The 20,472-nt window shown below is 74.7% G+C and carries 15 protein-coding genes (1 of these 15 cut by a window edge); 7 read left to right on the top strand and 8 right to left on the bottom strand.

The annotated features are described in order from the left end of the window. Positions 1 to 670 carry the 3' portion of a phosphoenolpyruvate--protein phosphotransferase gene (ptsP, locus tag OG447_RS19345; RefSeq protein ID WP_266938060.1) on the top strand. The gene continues 1,001 nt to the left of window position 1, outside the view, so only the last 670 of its 1,671 coding nucleotides appear in the window; the start codon falls outside the window, past its left edge; its stop codon occupies positions 668 to 670. 86 nt (positions 671 to 756) lie between these two features. Here ptsP and OG447_RS19340 read toward each other — a convergent pair whose 3' ends face one another. Next, positions 757 to 1,710 carry a hypothetical protein gene (locus OG447_RS19340; protein ID WP_266938059.1) on the bottom strand — a complete coding sequence of 318 codons (954 nt, stop codon included), beginning with the start codon at positions 1,708 to 1,710 and terminating at the stop codon, positions 757 to 759. Positions 1,711 to 1,781: 71 nt separating this feature from the next. Further along, positions 1,782 to 3,758, bottom strand: a complete 1,977-nt coding sequence (locus OG447_RS19335; protein WP_266938058.1) for an acetoacetate--CoA ligase — start codon at positions 3,756 to 3,758, stop codon at positions 1,782 to 1,784. Between the two features lie 244 nt (positions 3,759 to 4,002). Between OG447_RS19335 and OG447_RS19330 the strand changes: the two genes are divergently transcribed. Next, positions 4,003 to 6,396 (top strand): TIM-barrel domain-containing protein, encoded by a 2,394-nt coding sequence (locus tag OG447_RS19330; protein WP_266938057.1) that lies wholly within the window; start codon positions 4,003 to 4,005, stop codon positions 6,394 to 6,396. Positions 6,397 to 6,888: 492 nt separating this feature from the next. Here the strand turns inward: OG447_RS19330 and OG447_RS19325 are convergent, their stop codons facing one another. Further along, positions 6,889 to 7,398, bottom strand: coding sequence for an NUDIX domain-containing protein (locus OG447_RS19325; protein WP_266938056.1), 510 nt, complete (start codon positions 7,396 to 7,398; stop codon positions 6,889 to 6,891). A 23-nt stretch (positions 7,399 to 7,421) separates the two neighbouring features. Here OG447_RS19325 and OG447_RS19320 point away from each other — a divergent pair, with 23 nt between their 5' ends. From OG447_RS19320 to OG447_RS19305, 4 genes are all read left to right on the top strand, one after another. Further along, on the top strand, positions 7,422 to 8,144 hold the full coding sequence (locus OG447_RS19320) for a M15 family metallopeptidase (RefSeq protein ID WP_266938055.1): 723 nt from the start codon (positions 7,422 to 7,424) through the stop codon (positions 8,142 to 8,144). Between the two features lie 13 nt (positions 8,145 to 8,157). Further along, positions 8,158 to 8,496 carry a DUF962 domain-containing protein gene (locus OG447_RS19315; protein WP_266938054.1) on the top strand — a complete coding sequence of 113 codons (339 nt, stop codon included), beginning with the start codon at positions 8,158 to 8,160 and terminating at the stop codon, positions 8,494 to 8,496. Positions 8,497 to 8,557: 61 nt separating this feature from the next. Beyond that, complete coding sequence (locus OG447_RS19310; protein WP_266938053.1) at positions 8,558 to 9,022, top strand: Zn-ribbon domain-containing OB-fold protein; 465 nt, start codon at positions 8,558 to 8,560, stop codon at positions 9,020 to 9,022. After that, entirely contained in the window at positions 9,019 to 10,209 is a 1,191-nt protein-coding gene (locus OG447_RS19305) for a lipid-transfer protein (RefSeq protein WP_266938051.1), read from the top strand. Before OG447_RS19310 ends, OG447_RS19305 begins: the two co-directional genes overlap by 4 nt. Positions 10,210 to 10,397: 188 nt before the next feature. Here OG447_RS19305 and OG447_RS19300 read toward each other — a convergent pair whose 3' ends face one another. From OG447_RS19300 to OG447_RS19285, 4 genes are read right to left on the bottom strand one after another with little or no spacing between them, the layout of a single operon-like run. Further along, positions 10,398 to 11,036 (bottom strand): ATP/GTP-binding protein, encoded by a 639-nt coding sequence (locus OG447_RS19300; RefSeq protein ID WP_266938050.1) that lies wholly within the window; start codon positions 11,034 to 11,036, stop codon positions 10,398 to 10,400. Continuing rightward, on the bottom strand, positions 11,017 to 11,499 hold the full coding sequence (locus tag OG447_RS19295; protein ID WP_266938049.1) for a DUF742 domain-containing protein: 483 nt from the start codon (positions 11,497 to 11,499) through the stop codon (positions 11,017 to 11,019). Before OG447_RS19295 ends, OG447_RS19300 begins: the two co-directional genes overlap by 20 nt. 10 nt (positions 11,500 to 11,509) lie before the next feature. Continuing rightward, a complete protein-coding gene (locus OG447_RS19290) occupies positions 11,510 to 11,947 on the bottom strand; it encodes a roadblock/LC7 domain-containing protein (protein ID WP_031146667.1) in 438 nt (145 codons plus the stop codon). After that, positions 11,944 to 14,802 carry a nitrate- and nitrite sensing domain-containing protein gene (locus tag OG447_RS19285; protein ID WP_266938046.1) on the bottom strand — a complete coding sequence of 953 codons (2,859 nt, stop codon included), beginning with the start codon at positions 14,800 to 14,802 and terminating at the stop codon, positions 11,944 to 11,946. Before OG447_RS19285 ends, OG447_RS19290 begins: the two co-directional genes overlap by 4 nt. Positions 14,803 to 15,237: 435 nt before the next feature. Between OG447_RS19285 and OG447_RS19280 the strand changes: the two genes are divergently transcribed. Beyond that, a complete protein-coding gene (locus tag OG447_RS19280) occupies positions 15,238 to 15,675 on the top strand; it encodes a hypothetical protein (RefSeq protein WP_266938044.1) in 438 nt (145 codons plus the stop codon). 15 nt (positions 15,676 to 15,690) lie between these two features. Here OG447_RS19280 and OG447_RS19275 read toward each other — a convergent pair whose 3' ends face one another. Continuing rightward, the gene (locus tag OG447_RS19275) at positions 15,691 to 20,451 is read right to left on the bottom strand and encodes a hypothetical protein (RefSeq protein WP_266938042.1); all 4,761 of its coding nucleotides are present in this window, start codon (positions 20,449 to 20,451) and stop codon (positions 15,691 to 15,693) included. Positions 20,452 to 20,472 lie beyond the last annotated feature (21 nt).

The following is a 20,472-nucleotide window of genomic DNA, read 5'->3' as shown; positions in this document are numbered from 1 at the left end:
GCTGGACTTCCTGACTCCGGCCGACGAGCCGAACCCGGCGCTGGGCGTGCGCGGTCTGCGCGCGCTGCTCGACCACCCGGAGGTGCTGCGTACGCAGCTCACCGCGCTGGCCAAGGCCGCCGAGGGCCTGCCGGTCTACCTCGAGGTCATGGCCCCGATGGTGGCGGACCGGATCGACGCCAAGGCCTTCGCCGACGCCTGCCGTGAGGCCGGGCTGCGGGCGAAGTTCGGCGCGATGGTGGAGATCCCCTCCGCCGCGCTGCGGGCGCGCTCGATCCTGCAGGAGGTCGAGTTCCTGTCGCTGGGCACCAACGACCTCGCGCAGTATGCCTTCGCCGCGGACCGGCAGGTGGGCGCCGTCTCCCGGCTGCAGGACCCGTGGCAGCCCGCGCTGCTCGACCTCATCGCCCTGTCGGCGGATGCCGCGAAGGCGGAGGGCAAGAGCTGTGGCGTCTGTGGCGAGGCGGCTTCCGACCCGCTGCTGGCCTGTGTGCTGACCGGTCTCGGTGTCACCTCCCTGTCGATGGGTGCCGCTTCGATTCCGTACGTGCGGGCGACGCTCGCGAAGTACACGCTCGCCCAGTGCGAGCGGGCCGCGGCCGCCGCGCGTGCGACGGACACCGCCGAGGAGGCCCGCGTGGCCGCCCAGGCGGTGCTGTCCGGCGAGTAGCCGGTCGGTCTGGCCCTTTGCCGGGTCGTTGTTGGAGTCGAGGGGCCTTCGCCAGTGGCGGGGGCCCCTCGGCCGTCGCCCGCGGCCTACCCGTGCGGGCCCGGGTCGTCCACCTCGTAGCCCGGGCAGTATTCGACGCCCGGTTCGGGGGCGACGGGCTCTCCGGTGTCGGCGTCGGTGCAGTAGGCATTGAACACGGCCGCCGCCGAGAGTGCGGTGAGGCGGCCGCGGTCCAGGCGCCAGCCGTGGACCCGGTCCCGGTGGCCCTCGGCGGTGCTCCGCAGGACCAGTCCGCCGGGGCCGCCCAGGGCGAGTCCGGCGGCCAGGACCGTCACGAAGTCGAGGCTCTCCCGGCTCTCCACGAGGGGCAGGGCCTCCGGATCCCCCGACGTCTGCGCGTGCAGGACGGCGACGAGCTGTTCCGTCTCGGTCGGGACGCTGCAGACGAGGTGGTGGTGGCCCGGGTCCGCGCCTGCGAGCAGGCGCCTCAGCGCGGCGGCGGCGCGCTCGAAGGAAGCCTGGCCGATGTCCTCGCCGCAGTCCGCGCAGGCCCCTACCTGCGCCAGGAGGGTGGTGGCGTACTCCCAGGTGGCGTGCCGGACGGCCTCGTCCACGAGGAGCGGGACGAGCTCGTCGACGGGCTGGCCCCCGTAGGGCAGCCCGGCCCCGGCTCCGGCGAGTTCCGCGGTGAAGCGCGTACGGGTTTCGGCGGTGTCGGGGTCGAGACCGTGGTCCGCGCAGTAGTCGGCGTACTCCTCGGGGTCGAAGAGGGCGACGGTGGTGTGGATGCCCTGGGCCGCGAGGGAGCGGAGCAGGCCGTCCACGTGGTGGAGGTAGTCGGGGTAGTCGGCGGGCTGGTCGAAGGTGAAGCTGCGGTAGCCGCACATGGCCGCGAAGTCCTCGGCGTCGGCGAGGAGGCCCACGGTGCTGGGGACTTCGCGGCGCAGCGTACGGCGCCTGCTGGTGCTGCTCGTCCTGCTGGTCCGGCCGGTCCGGGTCCTGCTGGTCCTGTTGGCGCCGGCGTGGTTCGTCGGTGGCATGGCTGGCTCCCCCTGAGTATCGCAATCACTTGCTCACTCAGAGTAATCACGGCCACTGACAGTGGCCGGTGTCAGCGGCGGGTGCGGGCCAGCTCCTCGTAGAAGTGGAGGAGGTCGATGTTGTCGACGGAGCCGGGGTTGACCGCCTTGGCCATCGGCGTGCCCTGGAGGAGTCGCTTGACGGGGACCTCGATGCGCTTGCCGGTGAGGGTGTGCGGGATGCCCGGGACCTCAATGATCTCGTCGGGGACGTGGCGGGGGGAGAGTTCCTCGCGGATGGTCGCCTTGATGCGGCCGCGGAGGTCATCGTCCAGGGTGGCGCCGGGGGCGAGGTGGACGAAGAGCGGCATCCAGTAGCCGCCGTTCGGCTCCTCCAGGCCGATGACCAGGGATTCCTTGATCTCCGGGAGTCGCTCGACGGCCTCGTAGATGTCGGCGGACCCCATCCGGACGCCCTGGCGGTTGAGTGTGGAGTCGGAGCGGCCGTGGATGATCACCGAGCCGTGGTCGGTGAGGGTGATCCAGTCCCCGTGGCGCCAGACGCCGGGGAACATCTCGAAGTAGCTTTCGCGGTAGCGGCTGCCGTCGGGGTCGTTCCAGAAGTGGATCGGCATGGACGGCATGGGGTTGGTGACGACGAGTTCGCCGACCTCGCCGATGAGGGGCTTGCCGGACGGGTCCCAGGACTGGAGGTCCGTACCCAGGCAGGGGGCCTGGAGCTCGCCGATGTGGACGGGCAGGGTGGGGACGGCGCCCGCGAAACAGCTGCAGACGTCGGTGCCGCCGCTGACGGAGGCGATCCAGAGGTCCTCGGCCACCTCGTCGTGGAGCCAGCGGAAACCGTCGGGCGGCAGCGGGGAGCCGGTGGTGGCCACGCACTTCACGGCGGAGAGGTCGAAGTCCCGGGCCGGGTGGACCTCGGCCTTGCGGCAGGCCATGACGTACGCGGCGGAGGTCCCGTACAGGGTGGCCTTCGTACGCTCGGCGATGCGCCACTGGGCGCCGGTGTCGGGGTAACCGGGGCTGCCGTCGTAGAGGACGACCGTGGTGCCGGTGAGCAGGCCGGAGACGAGGAAGTTCCACATCATCCAGCCGGTGGAGGTGTACCAGAAGAACCGGTCCTCGGGGCCCAGGTCGCAGTGCAGGCCGAGCTGCTTGAGGTGTTCGAGGAGGATGCCGCCCTGGGACTGGACGATGGCCTTGGGGAGGCCGGTCGTGCCGGAGGAGTACAGCACCCACAGGGGGTGGTCGAAGGGGACCGGCTCGAAGACGGGCTCGGTGTCTCCCGCGGTCAGGGCGGACCAGTCGAGGGCGCCCTCGGGGGCCGGGGTGCCGAGCAGCGGGATGTGGACGACGGCGCGCAGGGAGGGCAGTTCGGCGCGGAGCTCGGCGACGGTGTCGCGGCGGTCGTGCTCCTTGCCTCCGTAGCGGTAGCCGTCGACGGCGAAGAGGATGACCGGCTCGACCTGCTGGAAGCGGTCCAGGACGCTGCGGGCGCCGAAATCGGGGGCGCAGGAGGTCCAGACGCCGCCGACGGCAGCGGTGGCGAGGAGGGCCACGACGGCTTCGGGGATGTTGGGGAGGTAGCCGCTGACCCGGTCGCCGGGGCGTACGCCGAGGGCGCGCAGTTCGGCGGCGAGCGCTGCGACCTGGCGGCGGAGCTCGGCCCAGGTGACGGGGGTGGCCTCGTGGGTCTCGTCGACGTACAGCAGGGCGGGGTCGTCGGCGCGGGCCGGGTCCTCGGCGGCGCGCAGGGCGTGCTCGGCGTAGTTGAGGGTGGCGCCGGTGAACCAGCGCGCGCCGGGCATGGAGCGGTCGGCGAGGACGGACGTGTACGGGGTGGTGAACCGGACGTCGAACCAGTCGGCGACGGCCTGCCAGAAGGTGTCGAGCTCGTCGACGGACCAGCTGTGCAGGGCGGGGTAGCCGCCGTCCGCGGGGGCCCCGTACCGCTCGGCGGCCCACGCCTGGAAGGCGGTGATCCGGGCCGCTGCGATCCGGTCGGGGCCCGGGGCCCAGAGGGGTTCCGGCTGCGTGGCTGAGGTCATGGGTGGGCTCCCGGTCAGGTCTGGCGCTCGCGCTTCGTGTGCGTACGGTGCCATCGCGCGGCGGGTGGGTGCGCGGCGGCTCACAGGGGACCATGCCACGTGATCGACATCCGCACCAGAGTCGTCATCGCCGCTCGCGGGGCGGGCGGCATGTGGGCCGCCACCGGTCGCCGGTGATCGCCTGCGGGTGAACGGCAGTTGAACGCAGCACCTGCGGCGGGGGCCCGGTGGCAGGGTGATCTCCATGGACGGTCGTGATCTGGTGCGTGCGGTCAAGGACATCGGTACGGAGCGCGGACGGCGGGCCCTGCTGTCCGCCTGGCGCCACCGGCGCGCGGATGCGGTGGGGCTCCCGCGCCGGGGCGCGGAGCGGGCGCGGGTGCCGGGGCTGCTGACCGGTACGGAGCCGCGGCCGGGCGGGGGCGTGCTGCGCTTCGCCCGCTCGGAGCTGCTGGTACGGGTCACCGTGGGCGGCGCGGTGTTCTGGGGCTGGGACGGGGCCGCGCCGACGCCCTCGTACGCAGTGGTGGGCAGCGGGCCGGAGCCGGATCCGCGAGCCGTGCTGGAGCCCGACACCGAGGGCGGCTGGCGGGTGGTGTCGGAGCGGGTGACGGTGGCGGTGTCGCGGCACGGCGCGGTGGAGGTGCGCACTCCGGGCGGGACGGTGCTGCGGCGGGAGCTGCCGCCGCGGTGGTGGGAGCCGGTGGACGGCGCCGAGGGGGCCGGGACGCGGTGGGTGCAGCGCAGCGAGGTGCCGGCGGACGCGCGGTTCTTCGGGCTGGGCGGGCGGGCGGCGGGGCCGCGGCTGCGGGACGGGGTGTACCGGCTGTGGAACACCGACCCGAAGGGCGGTTTCGGGCGGGGGGACGATCCGCTGTACATCACGATGCCGGTGCAGATGGTGGTGGCGGACGCGGGGACGCACCTGGTGTTCCACGACAACTCCTGGGACGGGCGGGTGACGCTGCGCGAAGGCGAGGAGGGCGCTGGCTCGGGGGCGGACCGGGCGGGGTCGAGCGAGCTGCGCGTGGAGGGCGGACCGCTCAGGTGCTGGGTGCTGACGGGGACGCCGGCGCGGGTGCTGCAGGGCTGGTCGGGGCTGACGGGCGCCGCGGCGGTGCCGCCGGAGTGGGCCTTGGGGTACCAGCACGCGCGGTGGGGGTTCGGCAGTGCTGCGGAGGTGCGGCGGGTGGTCGGGGGCTATGCGGAACGTGGGCTCGCGCTGTCGGCCGTGCATCTGGACATCGACCACTACGACGGCCACCGGGTCTTCACGGTGGACGAGGAGCGGTTCGCGGATCTGCCGGGGCTGGCGCGGGAGTTGGGTGAGCGGGGGGTGCGGCTGGTCTCCATCGTCGATCCGGCGGTGAAGGCCGGGGACGCGGTGCACGCGTCGGGGCTGGCGGTGGGGCCGGGCGGGGCTTTCATACGGGACGCGCGGGGCGTGGAGGTGCGCGGCGAGGTCTGGCCGGGCTCGTGTGCGTATCCGGACTTCACTGATCCGGCGGTGCGGGAGTGGTGGGGCGGGCTGTACGAGGAGCGGCTCGCGCGGGGCTTCGCCGGCTTCTGGCACGACATGAACGAGCCGGTTTCCTTCGCCCCGTTCGGGGACGCCACGCTGCCCCGGTCGGCGCGGCACGCGTTGGACGGCGCGGGCGGGGACCACCGGGAGGGGCACAACGTGTACGCGCTCGCGATGGCGCGGGCGGGGTGGGAGGGGCTGCTGCGGCTGCGGCCCGCCGAGCGGCCGTTCCTGTTCTCGCGGTCGGGTTGGGCGGGGATGCAGAGGTACGGGGGCACGTGGTCGGGCGACGTCGAGACCAGCTGGGAGGGGCTGCGGGCCTCCCTCGCGCTGGTGCTGGGGCTGGGGCTGTGCGGGGTGCCGTACTCGGGGCCGGACGTGGGGGGCTTCGGCGGGTCGCCGTCGGGCGAGCTGTACCTGCGGTGGCTCCAGCTCGGGGCGTACCTGCCGCTGTTCCGGACCCACTCGGCGCTGTGGGCCGGGCGGCGGGAGCCGTGGGAGTTCGGGCCGGAGGTGGAGGAGCACGCGCGGGCGGTGCTGGCGGAGCGGGAGCGGCTGCGGCCGTACTTCGTGACGCTGGCCCATCTGGCGCGGCGGACCGGGGCCCCCTACGTGCGGCCGCTGTGGTGGGGGGCGCCGGAGGAGCGGGGGCTGCGGGACTGCGAGGACGCGTTCCTGCTCGGCGACGCGCTGCTGGTGGCCCCGGTGATGGAGTGCGGGGCGGACCGGCGGGCGGTGCGGCTGCCGCGGGGGCGGTGGTACGACACCGCGACCGGGGCGGCGTACGAGGGCCCGGGCCAGGTCCTCCTCGACGCCCCGCCGGGGCGGATCCCGGTGCTGGCGCGGGCGGGCGCGGTGCTGGCGGTCCGGGCGGGTGCCGGCGGCGACGGGGAGGGGGCCGGGGGCGGGGCCGGGGCCGGGGCCGGGGCGGTGACCCTGGAGGCCTGGGCGCCGGCGCGCGGGCGCACGGGCGGCGGGGTGGTGATCCGCGACCCGGGGCCGGGCTTCGAGCCGGGCGAGGTGGAGCGGTACGTGGTGCGCTGGCTCGGGGACGCGGTGGTGGTGGAGGACGAGGCGGGGAACGCGGTCGAGGGCGTGACGGTACGAGGCGTCTGACCTGCGGTCGGCTCGGCGGGTTCGGCTCGGCTACGCCCGGGCCCCTGGGGCAGGCGGCCTGGTCGGTGGGGTCGGTCCGCGGGGCCGCTCCGGGTTGTCTCCTCGGCTCGCGCACTGAGCCTGACCCGACGCCATCGGCCCAGGTTGCGCGCTCGTCCTGCGGGGACAACCCTGCGCGTCCCCACTCCCCTCCACCACGAGTCCCGCCAAACGCCCAGCCCGGCCCGGGCCCTGCTTCCGGAGCCTGGGCGTGGGGCGGGGTCGCGCAGGAGAGTCCCCGCAGGACGAGCGCGCAACCCGGGCCGGACTCTCGTAGCCGGGGCTCAGTGCGCGAGCCGAGGAGACGCTCCGGAGCGGCCCCGACCCACAGCAGCACCCGGCCAAGCCCCCGCCAGGGCCAAGGCCAAACCCAGCCCCGCCGGCGATTGAGGCGCGGGGCCTGGGGCAGAGCCCCAGCAACGGCGCCGCACCCGGCCAAGCCCCCCGCAGGGGTCAGGCGTACGTGCCCGCGAACCAGTTGGCCGCCGCTTGGGTGTGCAGGGGGAAGGCCAGTTCCGTGGGGGTCCGGAGGATGTGCCAGCCCGTGGTCTCGTCGGTCGCCGTCGAGGCGGGCAGGGCGGCGGCCGGGCGCTTCGGCAGGAGGCCGAAGAGGAGCAGGTGGCCCCCCGGGGAGCTCAGGGCGTCGGCCAGGGTGACGTCCGAGGCCGGGGCGGTGATGCCGGTCTCCTCGCGGAGTTCGCGGACGACGGACTCGCGCCAGTCCTCACCGAAGTCCATGAAGCCGCCGGGCAGGGCGACCCCGCCGAGGGCCGGTTCGATGGTGCGCGTGATGACGACGAGGCCGGTGCCGTGCTCGTCCTCGACGGGGAGGAGGGTGACGGCGACCGGGAGCGGGTTGCGGTAGGCGGTGGCGCCGCACGCGGTGCAGGTGCGGGGCCAGGCGGTCGATCCGTACGGCGCTCCGCAGGTGGAGCAGTGCGAGTCCTTCAGCTGTGCCGGCATCCCGCGATGGTATGCCAAGGGGTATGTGGATCAGGGTTGTTGTGGGGCTCGCTGCCGGGGTGCTCGCGGCGGTGCCCGCCGGAGGGTTCGTGGCCGTACCGGCAAAGGGCTCCGCTTCGGCCGGGTTCGTCGCGCTGCGCGAGGTGGATCCGAGTATCCGTCAGGACATGCGGTACGCCGGTGCGTGGAATTTCACCGGCGGGGTGGTGGACGGGTACGAGGAGCCCGTCTGCCTGCTGGCCCGTCCCGCGGCGCAGGCGCTGCGGCGGGCGCAGCGGGGGCTGTTGCGGCGCGGGTACGCGCTGCGGGTGTACGACTGCTACCGGCCCCAGCGGGCGGTCGACCACTTCGTGCGGTGGGCCCGCGAGCCCGACGGCCCCGGGGACGCGCGGGCGAAGGCGGAGTTCTATCCGAACGTGGAGCGCGGCCGGCTGATTCCCGAGGGGTACATCGCGGAGAAGTCCGGGCACAGCCGCGGGAGTACGGTCGACTTGACCCTGGTGGAGCTCTCGGGGCGGGAGGTGGACATGGGGACTCCCTTCGATTTCTTCGATCCGCTCTCGCACACCGACGATCCGCGGATCGGGGCCGCGGCGCGGGCCAACCGGCAGGTGCTGAAGGGTGCGCTCGGGGAGCAGGGTTTCGTCAACCTCCCGGAGGAGTGGTGGCACTTCACCTTGCGGCCCGAGGCGTTTCCGGAGACGCATTTCGATTTCCCGGTCGCTGTCGCCGCCGTGCGGCCGTGAGTACCGTGCCCGTATGACATTCAGTTCGTACGAGGAGTTCTGGCCCTACTACGTCGCCATGCATTCCCGCGCCGCCACCCGCTGGGTGCACCTCGCCGGGACCCTCACCGGTCTCGCCGTGACGGCCTACGGGCTGGCCCGTGGCCGCAAGCGGTATCTCGCGGCGCTCCCCCTGATCGGGTACGGGACGGCCTGGCCCGCGCACTTCCTGATCGAGGGGAACAATCCGGCGACCTTCGGGAATCCGGGGTGGTCGCTGCGCGGGGACGCCCAGATGATCCGGATGATGCTGGCCGGCCGGGACGCGGAGCTGGCCGAGATCGCCCAGAAGTGGCTTGCCGAGAACCGGTGACCGGGCCGGTCCTCCCGTGGCAGACTCCTGACGATGCGTCAGATTCGGCAGGGGAGGGGTCTTGGCACTCACACGCACACCCGTCGTGGACGGGTGGTTCACCGAGCACGGACCAGACGGCGGCTTCCGGCTGCTCGGCACCCGGTGTTCCGCCTGCACCACCGTGTACTTCCCGCGCGAGGACGCGTACTGCCGCAACCCGCACTGCGCCGGCGGCGGCGAGCTCGCCGAGGTGCCGCTGTCCGCGCGCGGGCGGGTCTGGTCCTACACCGACGGGCGGTACCGGCCACCCGCCCCGTACGTGTCCGACCCGGACGCGCCCTGGGAGCCGTACACCCTGGTCGCGGTGGAGCTGGCGGCCGAGGGGATGGTCGTACTGGGCCAGGCGGCGCCCGGGGTGACCCTGGCCGATCTGGCGGTCGGGGCGGAGGTCGAGGTGGAGGGCGGCGTACTGAACGAGGACGCCGGGACCGCCTGGACCACCTGGCGGTTCCGGCCGGTCCCCGCCGCGGGAGCCGGGTCGTGAGCGCCGACGTCGCCGTCCTCGGCGCCGGGATGCACCCGTGGGGCAAATGGGGCCGCAGCTTCGTCGAGTACGGGCGGGCCGCCGCGCGGGCGGCGCTCGCCGACGCCGGTCTGGACTGGACGGACGTGCAGTCCGTCGTCGGCGCCGACACCGTACGGGGCGGCTACCCGGGCTACGTGGCCGGGGCGACCTTCGCCCGCGCCCTCGGCTGGCAGGGGGCTCGGGTGACCAGCGTGTACGCCGCCTGCGCGTCGGGGGCGCAGGCGATCGGGACGGCCCGGGCGCAGATCCTGGCCGGGCTGGCCGACGTCGTGCTGGTGGTGGGGGCGGACGCCGCGCCCAAGGGCTTCTTCGCGCCGGCGGGAGGCGAGCGGCCGGACGATCCGGACTGGCTGCGCTTCCGTGTGCTGGGAGCCACCAACCCGGCGTACTTCGCGCTGTACGCGCGCCGCCGGATGGCCGTGTACGGGGACACCCCGGAGGACTTCGCCCAGGTCAAGGTGAAGAACGCGGCGGCCGGGGCGCTCAACCCGAACGCCCGCTACCGCAAGACCGTGACCGCCGACGAGGTCGCCGCCTCGGCCGTCGTCGCCGATCCGCTGCGGTTGCTGGACATCTGCGCCACCTCGGACGGGGGCGCGGCCCTGGTGCTGAGCAGCATGGACTTCGCACGCTCGCGCGGGATCGCGGACCCGGTGCGGATCCGCGCCGTGTCCACGGTGACGCCGACCTATCCGCGGACCGTCCTGGACCTGCCCGACATCGCCACCGACTCCTCGGTGGCGGTGCGCCCGGCGCCCGGCTCGTTCCGGTCCTCGATTGCCCGCGCCGCCTACGAGGAGGCCGGGCTCGGGCCGGACGACCTCTCGCTCGCCGAGGTGTACGACCTGTCCACCGCGCTGGAGCTGGAGTGGTACGAGGACATCGGCCTGTGCGGGGAGGGCGAGGGGGCGAAGCTCGTACGGGAGGGGGCGACGGCCCTCGGCGGGCGGATCCCCGTCAACACCAGCGGCGGGCTGGCCTCCTTCGGGGAGGCGGTGCCGGCGCAGGCGATCGCCCAGGTGTGCGAGCTGACGTGGCAGCTGCGGGGTACGGCCGGGGACCGGCAGGTTCCCGGGGCGCGGGCCGGGATCACCGCCAACCAGGGGCTGTTCGGACACGGGTCGGCCGTGGTCGCCGTGCGCTGAACAGCGCGTGTTGTCGGGGTGCTTGACGGCCCCCTGCGGCGGGTTCACACTCGCTCCACAGTCCCGCGCCGCGACTGGGACCCCGCATCCCCCCATGAGAGCCGCGGCCCGTACCCCAGTCGGCGGGGGTACGGGCCGCCTCCATGTCAGGCCACCCGCCGTACGGGGCTCCGGCGCCGGGCCTGCTGTCAGGCTTCAGGAAAGGATCCCGGTGTCAGGCTCCGGCGCCGCGACCGGGCCAGCGACATCGCGTGTTCCACGACCCCCACCAGGACGTCCTTCACCGACTCCCGGTCCCGGGCGTCGCACAGGAGCACCGGTACCCCGGGGTCGAGGTCGAGGGCCTCCCGTACGGTCACCACGGGGTGCCGGTCCGCGCCGTCGAAGCAGTTGACGGCGACCACGAACGGGATCTCGCGCCGCTCGAAGTAGTCGATGGCGGCGAAGCAGTCCGCGAGGCGGCGGGTGTCGGCGAGGACCACGGCGCCGAGGGAGCCCTGGGCCAGCTCGTCCCACAGGAACCAGAAGCGGTCCTGTCCGGGTGTGCCGAACAGGTACAGCACCAGGTCCTCGCGGAGCGTGATGCGCCCGAAGTCCATGGCCACGGTCGTGGTGCTCTTGCCCTCCACTCCCCCGGTGTCGTCGATGCCGATGCCCGGTTCCGAGAGCTGTTCCTCGGTCCGTAGCGGCCTGATCTCACTCACCGCACTGACCAGGGTGGTTTTGCCCACCCCGAAGCCGCCCGCGACCAGGATCTTCAGGGTCAGCGGCTCGACCGGCGACACGGCGTGCATGGCACCGGTGCGGCTAGAGCGCCCGAAGGCCATCGATCACCTCACGCAGAATGGATTCATCGGGGAGTTCGGCCGGAGGTACCGGCCGGGTCACGTGGACCAGTTCGTCGTCGACCAGGTCGCCGATCAGGACCCGGACGACCCCGACCGCGAGGTCGAGGTCGGCCGCCAGTTCCGCGACCGACTGCGGCCGCCCCCGGCACAGCCCCAGGATGTGGGCGTGTTCCGGGGACAGGGTCATGTCCCAGACCGGATCGTCGGCCGCCGGTTCGGCGACGACGAGCGCGATCAGGTCGAGCCGGTGCTGGCCGGCGTGGCTGGTCCGGCCGCGGGTCATCGCGTACGGGCGCACCACGGGTCCCGCGTCGTCGTCGAACCAGTGCGGGTGCTCGTAGCCCTGAGCCGTGACGGGTGTGCCAGGCGGGGCGCCGGCCCCGGTGCCGGCGGGGATGCCGGTGGGGCTGTCGGTGGGGCTGTCCTGGCCGGAATCGCTCATGCCGTCCGACTCACCCTCCGGTTGGCAGCCCGGTGCGCGGGGCGGTCGCCAGGTGGTCGCCCACTCGCTTGACCATCAGCGTCATCTCGTAGGCGACCTGTCCGACGTCGGAGTCGGCGTCGGACAGGACGGCCAGGCAGCTGCCGTCGCCGGCCGCCATGACGAAGAGGAAGGCCTCGTCGAGCTCGACGACGGTCTGGCGCACGGTGCCGGAGTCGAAGTGCCGGCCGACGCCCTTGGCCAGGCTGTGGAAGCCGGAGGCCACGGCGGCCAGGTGCTCGCTGTCCTCGCGGGTCAGGTCCTTGGAGCTGCCGGTGGGCAGGCCGTCGCCGGACAGGACCACCGCCTTGCGGATGCTGCCGACCCGGTCGACGAGCTCGTCGAGGAGCCAGTTGAGCGGGCCGGAGCCGCGGCCCCTGCTGTCGTTGCCGGTCTGCGGTGCGGTCATCGACCGTCCCCTTCGTTCTCGGAGCCGGGGCCGCCGGCGGCGGGGGTGCCCGCCTCGGCCCCGGACTGCTGCTGTGCGTGCTGGTTGCGGCCCGCCGTCCAGCCGCGCTGGAGCGCGGACATGCGCGACCGCACCTCCTCCGCGTCACGGTCGGGTACGGGGTCCGCCTCGGGGGCCGCGGCGGCGGGCGCCGCGGCGTTCTTCAGCTGGGGGGCCAGGCTGGCCTGGCGGACCCGCCGGGGCAGCGCCGTGCCGCCCGGGCCGGTCTTCCCGGCGTCGCCCTCGGGTCCGGCCGCGGGCTGCGGAACCACGGAGACCGGGCGGGGCTCCACGCGGCGGCCGTGCTCGGCGACCAGGGTCGGGGTGGGGCGGCGGCGCGGCAGCGGCACCGCTCCGGTGCTACGGGCGCCGTCGGGGTGGGCCGCGTCACGGCGCGGGGTCTCCAGGCGGACCGGACCGGTGGGGGCCAGCGGCTCGCGGTCTCCGCCCGGGCGCCGGTCGGCGTGCCGTCCGGCGTGCCGGTCGCCGTCGCGGACGCCGTCCCGGTCGCGGAAGCCCTCGCGGTCGGTCTTCCAGGCGCCGCCCCGCTCCACGTGCCGGTCGGTGTGCGGCCGGTCCGCCGGGCGCAGCCCGAGCAGGGCGCTGCGCGGGGTGCCGTTGGGCGGGGTCTCGTCGTCCAGGGTCGCCATGGCCGGGCGGGCCGGGCCGCCCACGGGGCCGGTGCCCGGGTCCGGGGCGGCGGGGTCGTCGAGGCCGTCCACCGCCTCCAGGCCGAAGGCCCCGAGCGGGGCCTCCAGCTCGACCGGGCGGCGGAGGTCGGCGGCCGGGAGCGGGCGGCCCGACGGGGCGCGCTCCACGACGGCGGGCGCGGTCCGGGCGGACGGCCCGGACGGGATGGTACGGGGCCTCGCGGCCCGGCCGCCCTTGGCCGGGTCCAGCCGGACGCCCGTGCCGTTGGTGTCGGGGGCCTCGGTGAGCAGGGCCGCCGGGAGGAAGACCACCGCGGTGGTGCCCCCGTACGGGCTGCGCTGGAGGACCACCTTGACGCTGTGGCGCCGGGCGAGGCGGCTGACGACGAACAGGCCGAGCCGGTCGGTGTCGGAGAGTTCGAACTCGGGGGTCTCGGCGAGCCGCAGGTTCGCGTCGAGCAGCGCCTCGGGGTTCATGCCGAGGCCGCGGTCGTGGATCTCCAGGGTGAAGCCGTTGGCCACGCGTTCGCCGTGCACCTGGACGGCGGTGTGCGGCGGCGAGAACACGGTGGCGTTCTCCAGCAGTTCGGCGACGAGGTGGGTGACGTCGGCGACGGCGGGGCCGGCGATGCCCAGGCGCGGCAGGCGGCGCACCTCGATGCGCTCGTAGTCCTCGACCTCGGCGACGGCGGCCCGTACGACGTCCATGAGCTGGACGGGCTTGCGCCACTGGCGGGAGGGCGCGGCGCCGGAGAGGATCACCAGTCCTTCGGCGTGGCGGCGCATGCGGGTGGTCATGTGGTCGAGGCGGAAGAGGTCGGCCAGCTCCTCGCTGTCCTCCGTACGGCGTTCCATGCTGTCGAGGAGGGTCAGCTGGCGGTGCAGCAGGACCTGGTTGCGGCGGGCGAGGTTGACGAACACCTCGGAGACGCCGCGGCGCAGTTCGGCCTGTTTGACGGCGGCCTCGACGGCGGCGCGCTGGAGGGTGTTGAGGGCTTGGCCGACCTGGCCGACCTCGTCCTTCTCGTACTCCAGGCGGGGCGCCTCGGTCTCCACGTCCACGTGTTCCCCGGCGGCGAGGCGGCGCATCACGCCGGGCAGCCGGACGCCGGAGGCCTCGTGGGCCTCCTTGCGGAGCCGGGACAGGTCGCGGACCAGGTCGCGGCCGATGCGTACGGAGAGGATCAGGGAGACGGCCAGGGCGATGAAGCCGAGGACGCCGGCGACGGCCGCCTGGACCAGGACGTCCATGGCGACGGGTTCGACGCGCTTCTGGTAGCGGTCCCCCGCGGCGGTGCCCATGGTGGCGAGGTCGTCGAGGACCTGGGCGGCGGCCTCGTCCCACTGGGCGGAGGTCACGCGGGGGTTCTTGACCGCGCCGCCCGTGAGGAACCGTTCCTCCGCGTCGCGCAGCGCCTTGGTGTCGGGGCCGGCCCAGTACTCCTCGAACCGCTGGCGGTCGGCGGCCGGGAGGATCGCGAGGTTGAACTCGTACAGCAGCGTGCGGTTGGCGGCGAAGTCGGAGACGTTGCGGAGGTCGGCGGCGCCGACGCTGCGGGCGGCGAGGGCGGAGGCGATGACGGCGTCCTCGCGTGAGAGCGCCTCGCGGGCCCGGGTGATGCCGACGAGGGCGCGTCCCTGCTTGTCCATCTCGACGTTCTCCAGCGCGTGGAGGTTCATGAGGAACTCGTAGCAGGGGTCGACGAGGCGGCTGTAGAGCTCCAGTGCCTGGCTGGGGTCCAGGGTGTTCTGGTCGACGGAGCGGCGCAGGGCGCTGATGCCGTGGAACGCGGCGAGGATGGAGCGCAGGCGCTGGGCGTTCGAGGCGCTCAGCTCGTCGGTGACCTCGGGGTCCCGGGCGTTCGCGCCGATCCGTTCGACGACGTCGTCGGTGGCCGCGCGGTACTTGGCGAGTTCGGCGGTCGCGGTCGCGGCGCGGGGGTCGCCGAGTACGACGAGGCTCTGGCGGCGTTCCTTCTGGACGACGCGGACGACGTCCTCGATGGGGTACCCGACCTTGTCGATGACGTAGGCGACATCGAGGAGTTGGACGGCCTGACGGCCGGTGATGACCGTGGCGAAGCCCCAGAGGGCGGTCAGGGAGACGAGCGGCACAAGGAGCAACGCCACGATCTTCCGGCGGATGGACTTCCCGCGAAAGCGCATGGCCTCCCCAGCCTCCCCCAGCTCAACCCCGTTGTCGGGGGTCGGTGTTCCGTCATTTAAACGGCGTGAGCCTACTACTGCCACGGAGCGGCCTCGAAGGGGTGTCCGGACGTTTTCGGCCGGACCCCTGGACGAAGATCACCAGTTGTCCGATACTTCCGGTCAAGAGCGGCCCGATATGTGGCAGATGACACTCCGTGGGGCCTCGGTTCCCGCAACCGGATGGATGGCTGGAATTATTCGTTCCGGACCCACCCGGTCCGGTGAGGTGTCCGGGATCCGGGAATCTCTCGCCGCCGCCGTACGTCTGTCAGTTCGAGGGACGCATGGGGGACGCATGGGGGCGGACGTCTGGGTAGACGTCCAGTGCAGGTGTCCGGACGGACGTCGGGGGCGGGCAGGATGACGGACCGCGTGGTGGGGAGTGGGCGGACCATGAGCAGTGACGCAGGGGACGGCGGCCGGGCCGGTGTGCGGGGGCGCGGGCTGTGGGTGGAGGAACCGGCCCGTCGCCGCCGGATGCCGGACCCGGTGCGGGCGTCGGCGGTGCGGGCGGTACTGATCGTGGCCGTCACCCTGACCCAGGCGACGATCAGTTTCTTCCTCGCGCTCACCGGATCCTGGCTGGCCTTCCCGATGGCCCTCGGCGCGGTCGCGGGGACCATCGTGGCCACCTGGGGCGTCCTGGACGTGTGGATCACCCGGCAGACGTGGAACCAGCGGTACGGGGTCCTGTCCGCGCCGAGCAGCACGGCGCGCAGCCGCCGCCGCGAGGCGCGCCAAGCCGCCAGGGCCGCCCGTGCGGCGCGCAAGGCGGGCCCGGCCCGAATACCCCGCGAGGACGGCCCCCTGGCGGCCTTCGGCCGACGCTGACCCGTCACACAGGCGTCAGCTCCGGCGGAACATACGGGTGGCCGTGATCTCTCCGTGGATGGTCTCCCCCTCCGGGGACTGCTCCGGAAGGCCCGGGCGCAGGTGTTCCTCCACGCTGATGTACTTCAGGCCCGCCCTCAGGTCCGCGTCGTTGCGCAGCCGGATGACCAGCGGGAACTCGGCGAGGGCCGTGGTGTCGAACAGGCCCGTCGTGTACAGCAGCTGGACGCCGAGCGCGTCAGAGACGGCCCGCTGCAGTTCCAGCAGGTACGTGGCGTTCGCGCGGCCGATCGGGTTGTCGAGGAACAGCGTGCCCGCGTGGCGGTGCTTGTCGCGGCCGCGGTCGTTGCTGCGCAGCGCCGCCATCGTGCAGTACAGGGCGATCGCGGCGGTCAGCAGCTGCCCGCCGGAGAAGACGTCGCCCATCTGCCCGACCGGGACCCGCTCGGCGCGCAGCACGGCGTCCGGCTTGAGGATCTCGACGGAGATGCCCTTGGGCTCCAGCGCCGCCTGCACCGCGCGCAGCAGCAGGGACATGCCGTCGCGGCGGCCCTCGCCGAAGGAGGCGGTGCTGTTCTTCTTCACCGCGGCGCGGGTGGCCTCGTCGATGACCTCGCCGAGGCGCTCGGTGAGCGTGGCCTGGTCGGGTTCCTCGAAGCGGATCCGCAGGAACTCCTGGCCCGACCATTCGCCGAGGCCTTCCGGCAGCTGCGACAGGCGCTGCGCGGAGCGCAGGGTGGCCAGCGCCGATTCGACGAGGCCGCGCAGCCGGTCGACGATGCTGTCGCGGTTGCGCTCCAGCTGCGCCAGTTCGTCGGTGAGGACACGCAGCCGGGGCGCGAAGGCCGCCGCCCAGGCCGCCGCGTGCTCGGGCAGGGCAGAGGCGGGCAGTTCGCGGATCTGCTGGCGCGCGGGGGTGCGTACCTGCTCGTAGCGGGTGGCGTTGGCGTGCCGGACCAGGATGTCGCTCGCCTCGCGCACCGCCGACTCGGCGGCCGAGAGGTCGGCCGCGCAGCCGCGCAGCGAGCGTCGGGCCTCGGCGGCGGACTGCCGGGCCTCCTCCAGGCTGCCCAGGTGGGCCACCGGCTCCTGCTCGTCCTCCGGGTGCGTGTGGTCGCGCAGCAGGTCCCGGAGCAGGGCCGCGGTCTCGTCGAAGCCGCCGGCGCCGTCCTCGGCGGCCCGGTGGGAGCGCAGCAGGTCCGCGTGGGCGGCGCGGGCGTGTTCCACCGCGGCGGTGTGCGCGGCGAGCTGGACGGTGGCCGTACGCAGCAGGACCTGTGCCTGGTCGACGTCCGCCGGGACCAGCTCCTCGGGCAGTTCGGTGTGCGCCTCGCCCTCGGCGGGGGCGTGCCGCTCGGCCTCGCCGCGCAGCCGGCCGAGCTGCTCGCTGGCGTGGGAGGCGCGGGTCTCCAGCATCTGTACGAGGGATTCGGCGCGGGCGGCGGCGGCCTGGCGGGAGGGGCCGTCGGCGCCGTCAGTGCCTTCGAGGAGCTGGGCGGCGCGGGTGCGGACCTTGTTGGTGAGGCGGTCGAGTTCGGCGAGGGCCGCGCTCTCGTCGCTCTCGGCGCGGGCCTGTTCGGCGCGCAGGTCGGCGCCGACGCCGACCTTCTCGTAGAGCTGGGAGGCGGCCCGGTAGGCCTCGCGGAGGTCGGGCAGCGGGGCCTTGGAGGCGCCGTCGTCCTCGGGGAGGGGGTCCGGGGCGCCCGCGATCTCGGCGCGCTCCGCCCGCAGGGCGCGGGCGGTGCGCCGGGCGTCGTCGGCGGCGCGCTGGACGGCGCGGCGGTCCTCGTCGGCGGCGCGGGCCCGGTCCAGGCAGACCTCGGCGCGGGCCTCGGACTCGGCGGCCTCGTCGGCGAGTTCACGGAGCCTCGCCTGCCAGCCGGCGCGTTCGCGCAGCCGGAAGGCGAGGCCGGCGAGGGCGTCGGCGGCGCGGCGGGCGCGCTGGGCGGCGTCCTGGCGCTCGTCGCGGACGCGGGATGCGTCGGCGGCGGCATCGTCGGCCTCGGCGCGTACGGTGCGGGCCTCCGCGAGCTCGGCGTCGGCCTCCTCGGCGAAGGTACGGGCGGCCGCGGCCTGCTGCGCGAGTTCGGCGAGGCGGCCGGGCGGGCAGCCGGTGCGCCAGGAGACGAGGCGGGCGGCGAGCTCGCGGTCCCCCGAGAGCCGGGCGGCCAGGTCCCGGATCTCGGCGTCGCGGTCGGTGGCGCGGGTGCGCAGCGCCTGGCGTTCCTCGTCGGCGGCGTGCTCGTCGTGCATGGCCGGGTTCGGCGAAACGATGAAAATGCTGGACACGGCCGTGTCGGGGTCGGCCGGCGGTACGGGGGCCAGCAGGGCGGCGGCCGTGCCGACGGCGACGGTGGAGCGCGGCAGCAGGGCGGCGCCGGAGAGGACCTCGCGGGCGCGGCTGTGGGTGTCGGGGTCGGTGATGACGACGCCGTCGACGAGTTCGGGGCGCGCGGCGAGGACGGCGCTGTGGTCGGCGGGGTCCACGGACTGGGCGAGGTAGCGCCAGCCGGGGAGGGCGGGGATGCCGTGCTCGCCGAGGTACTCGACGGTGGCGAGGACGTCGGGGCCGGGCGGCAGCAGACCGCCGTCGCCGAGTGCCCCGAGGATGCGGGCGTCGTCGGCGGCCGCGGTGCGCAGCTCGAACAGCTGGCGTTCGGCCGCGGCGACTCCGTCGTTCAGCAGTGCGCTCAGGTCGTCGGCGCCGCGGTCGAGGTCCTCGGCGGTGAGCCGGCCTGCACCGGTGGCCGGCGCGGCGTGGGCGGCGCCCTGCGAGGTGCCCGGGGCGGTGGCGCCCTGCGGGCCGCCCGCGGGGGCGCGGTGGCCCGCAGCGGACCCGGCGCCGGGGTGCGGCCCGGGCCCGGCGGGTCCGGCCGCGGCGGCGGCCGCGGAACCGTCGCCCGCCCGGGGCGATGGCACCGGGGCGTCGGCGGACGGGAGGCCGAGGAGCTCGGCCAGCCGCGGCGCGGCGGCGAGGGAGGCTGCGGTGCGGTGCTCCGCGGCGTGGGCGGCTTCGGCCGCGTCGGCGGCGTCCGCGGCGCGGGCGGCGGTGAGTTCGGCGCGGGATTCCGTGGCCGCGGCCTCGCGGGCGGCTTCGGAGGCGGTCCTGGCGGCTGCGCGGGCCTCGTCCCAGGCGGCCACGGCGGTCTGCTCCGCGTCGGCGGCGGCGAGGGCGGCACGGGCCGGGTCGGCGTCGGGCGCCGAGTCGTCGAGCCAGCCCGCGCGGACGGCCTCGGCGGTCTCCTGCTGGACCTCGCCGAGGCGGGAGCGGAGGTGTTCGGCCTCGCTGCGGGCCCGCTGGGCGGCCGTCGCGGCGGCGGTGGCGTCGCGGTGCGCGGCCTCGCCGGTGGCCTGGAGGACGGCGGAACGCTCCTCCTCCTCGTTGGCCACGCGCTCGCCGTGCTCGGCGGCGGTGTGCAGGGCCCGTACGAGGTCGGTGGCGGCCGTGGCGCGGGCGGCGAGCGCCGGGGCGGCGTCCCGCTCGGCTTCCAGGATCGCGGCGGCGACCCGGGCGGAGCGGTCGGCGGCCGCGCGGTGGCGCAGTACGGTCTCGGCGGCCTGCCAGGCGGAGTGCAGCGTGCGGGCTTCGAGGAGTTCGCGGCGCTGGGCGGCCGCGGCCTTGTCGGCGACGGTCAGGGCCAGCGAGGCGTGCCGGTAGGCGAGTTCGGCGGAGACGGCGGCGCTGCGGGCCCGGGCCGATTCGGCGGCGGTGACCTCGTGGGCGGCGCCGGTGACGCGCTGGGCGAGGTCGGCGGCCAGGCCGCGTTCCCCGGCGGCGCGGGCGGACAGCCGCCGGGCCAGGGTGCGCGTACGGCGTTCCGCGCCGGCGTGGACGTCGCGGAGCCGGGAGCGGGTGGCGGCGGCCTCGACGATCTTGGTGAGCAGGTCCACCGAGCCTGCGGTGAACTCCCGTTCGGCCATCAGCTCGGCGCGGCGGCCGAGCTTGTTGCCGAAGCCGTGCACGAGGTCGGCAAGGCCGTCGGTGTCGCGGGTGTCGGTGACGGCGCGCAGCAGGAGGTCGGTGAAGTCGGAGTCCTTCTTGACCGCGAAGAGGCCGGCGGCCTCGCCCTCGTCGGCGTTCATCTCGCGCTGGTAGCGGAAGAGTTCCGGGTCGAGGCCGAGTTCGGTGAGGTGCTCGTTCCAGCGGTCGTGGATCTCCTCCCAGCCCACTTCGAGGTGCGGGTACGCCTTGCCGGCCTCGGTGAGGGCGTCGCGGAAGCCCTTCATGGTGCGGCGCCGGCCCTGGGCGCCGGAGGCGCCTTCGACGGGCGGGCGGACGGCGGTGGCCTCGGCTACGGGCAGGTTGTCGAGGCTGAGGCCGGGGCCGGGGCGGAAGGAGTACCAGGCCTCGGCGAACTTGCGCGGGTCGTTGGAGACCTGGCGGCCGCGCCATTCGCTGACCTTGCCGACGACCAGGCACTCGCCGGTCTGGGTGTGCTGCCACTCCAGGGCGACGTGGCCGCAGTCGTCGGCGAGGAGGAACTTGCGGAGCACGCCGGAGCTGGCGCCGCCGAGGGTGTTGCGGTGGCCCGGGAGCATCACCGAGAAGATCAGCTTGAGCAGGACGGACTTGCCGCCGCCGTTCTCCAGGAACAGCACTCCGGCGGGCGCGGGACGGCGCGGCGGGCCGGTGGGCTCGTCCTCGAAGAACTCCGCCTGGGTCGGCGCCGGGTGGGGCACCGGCTCGCCGACTCCGCGCAGGTCGAGCACGGTGTCGGCGTAGCGCGCACCGGCGGGCCCGATGGAGTAGAGGCGGATCCGGGACAGCTCGTACATGGCGGCGGACTCTCGTGGTGT

This window comes from Streptomyces sp. NBC_01408 (genome assembly GCF_026340255.1).
Classification (GTDB): domain Bacteria; phylum Actinomycetota; class Actinomycetes; order Streptomycetales; family Streptomycetaceae; genus Streptomyces.
The sequence above is the reverse complement of the archived record's forward strand: the minus strand, read 5'-3'. Positions and strand labels throughout refer to the sequence as shown.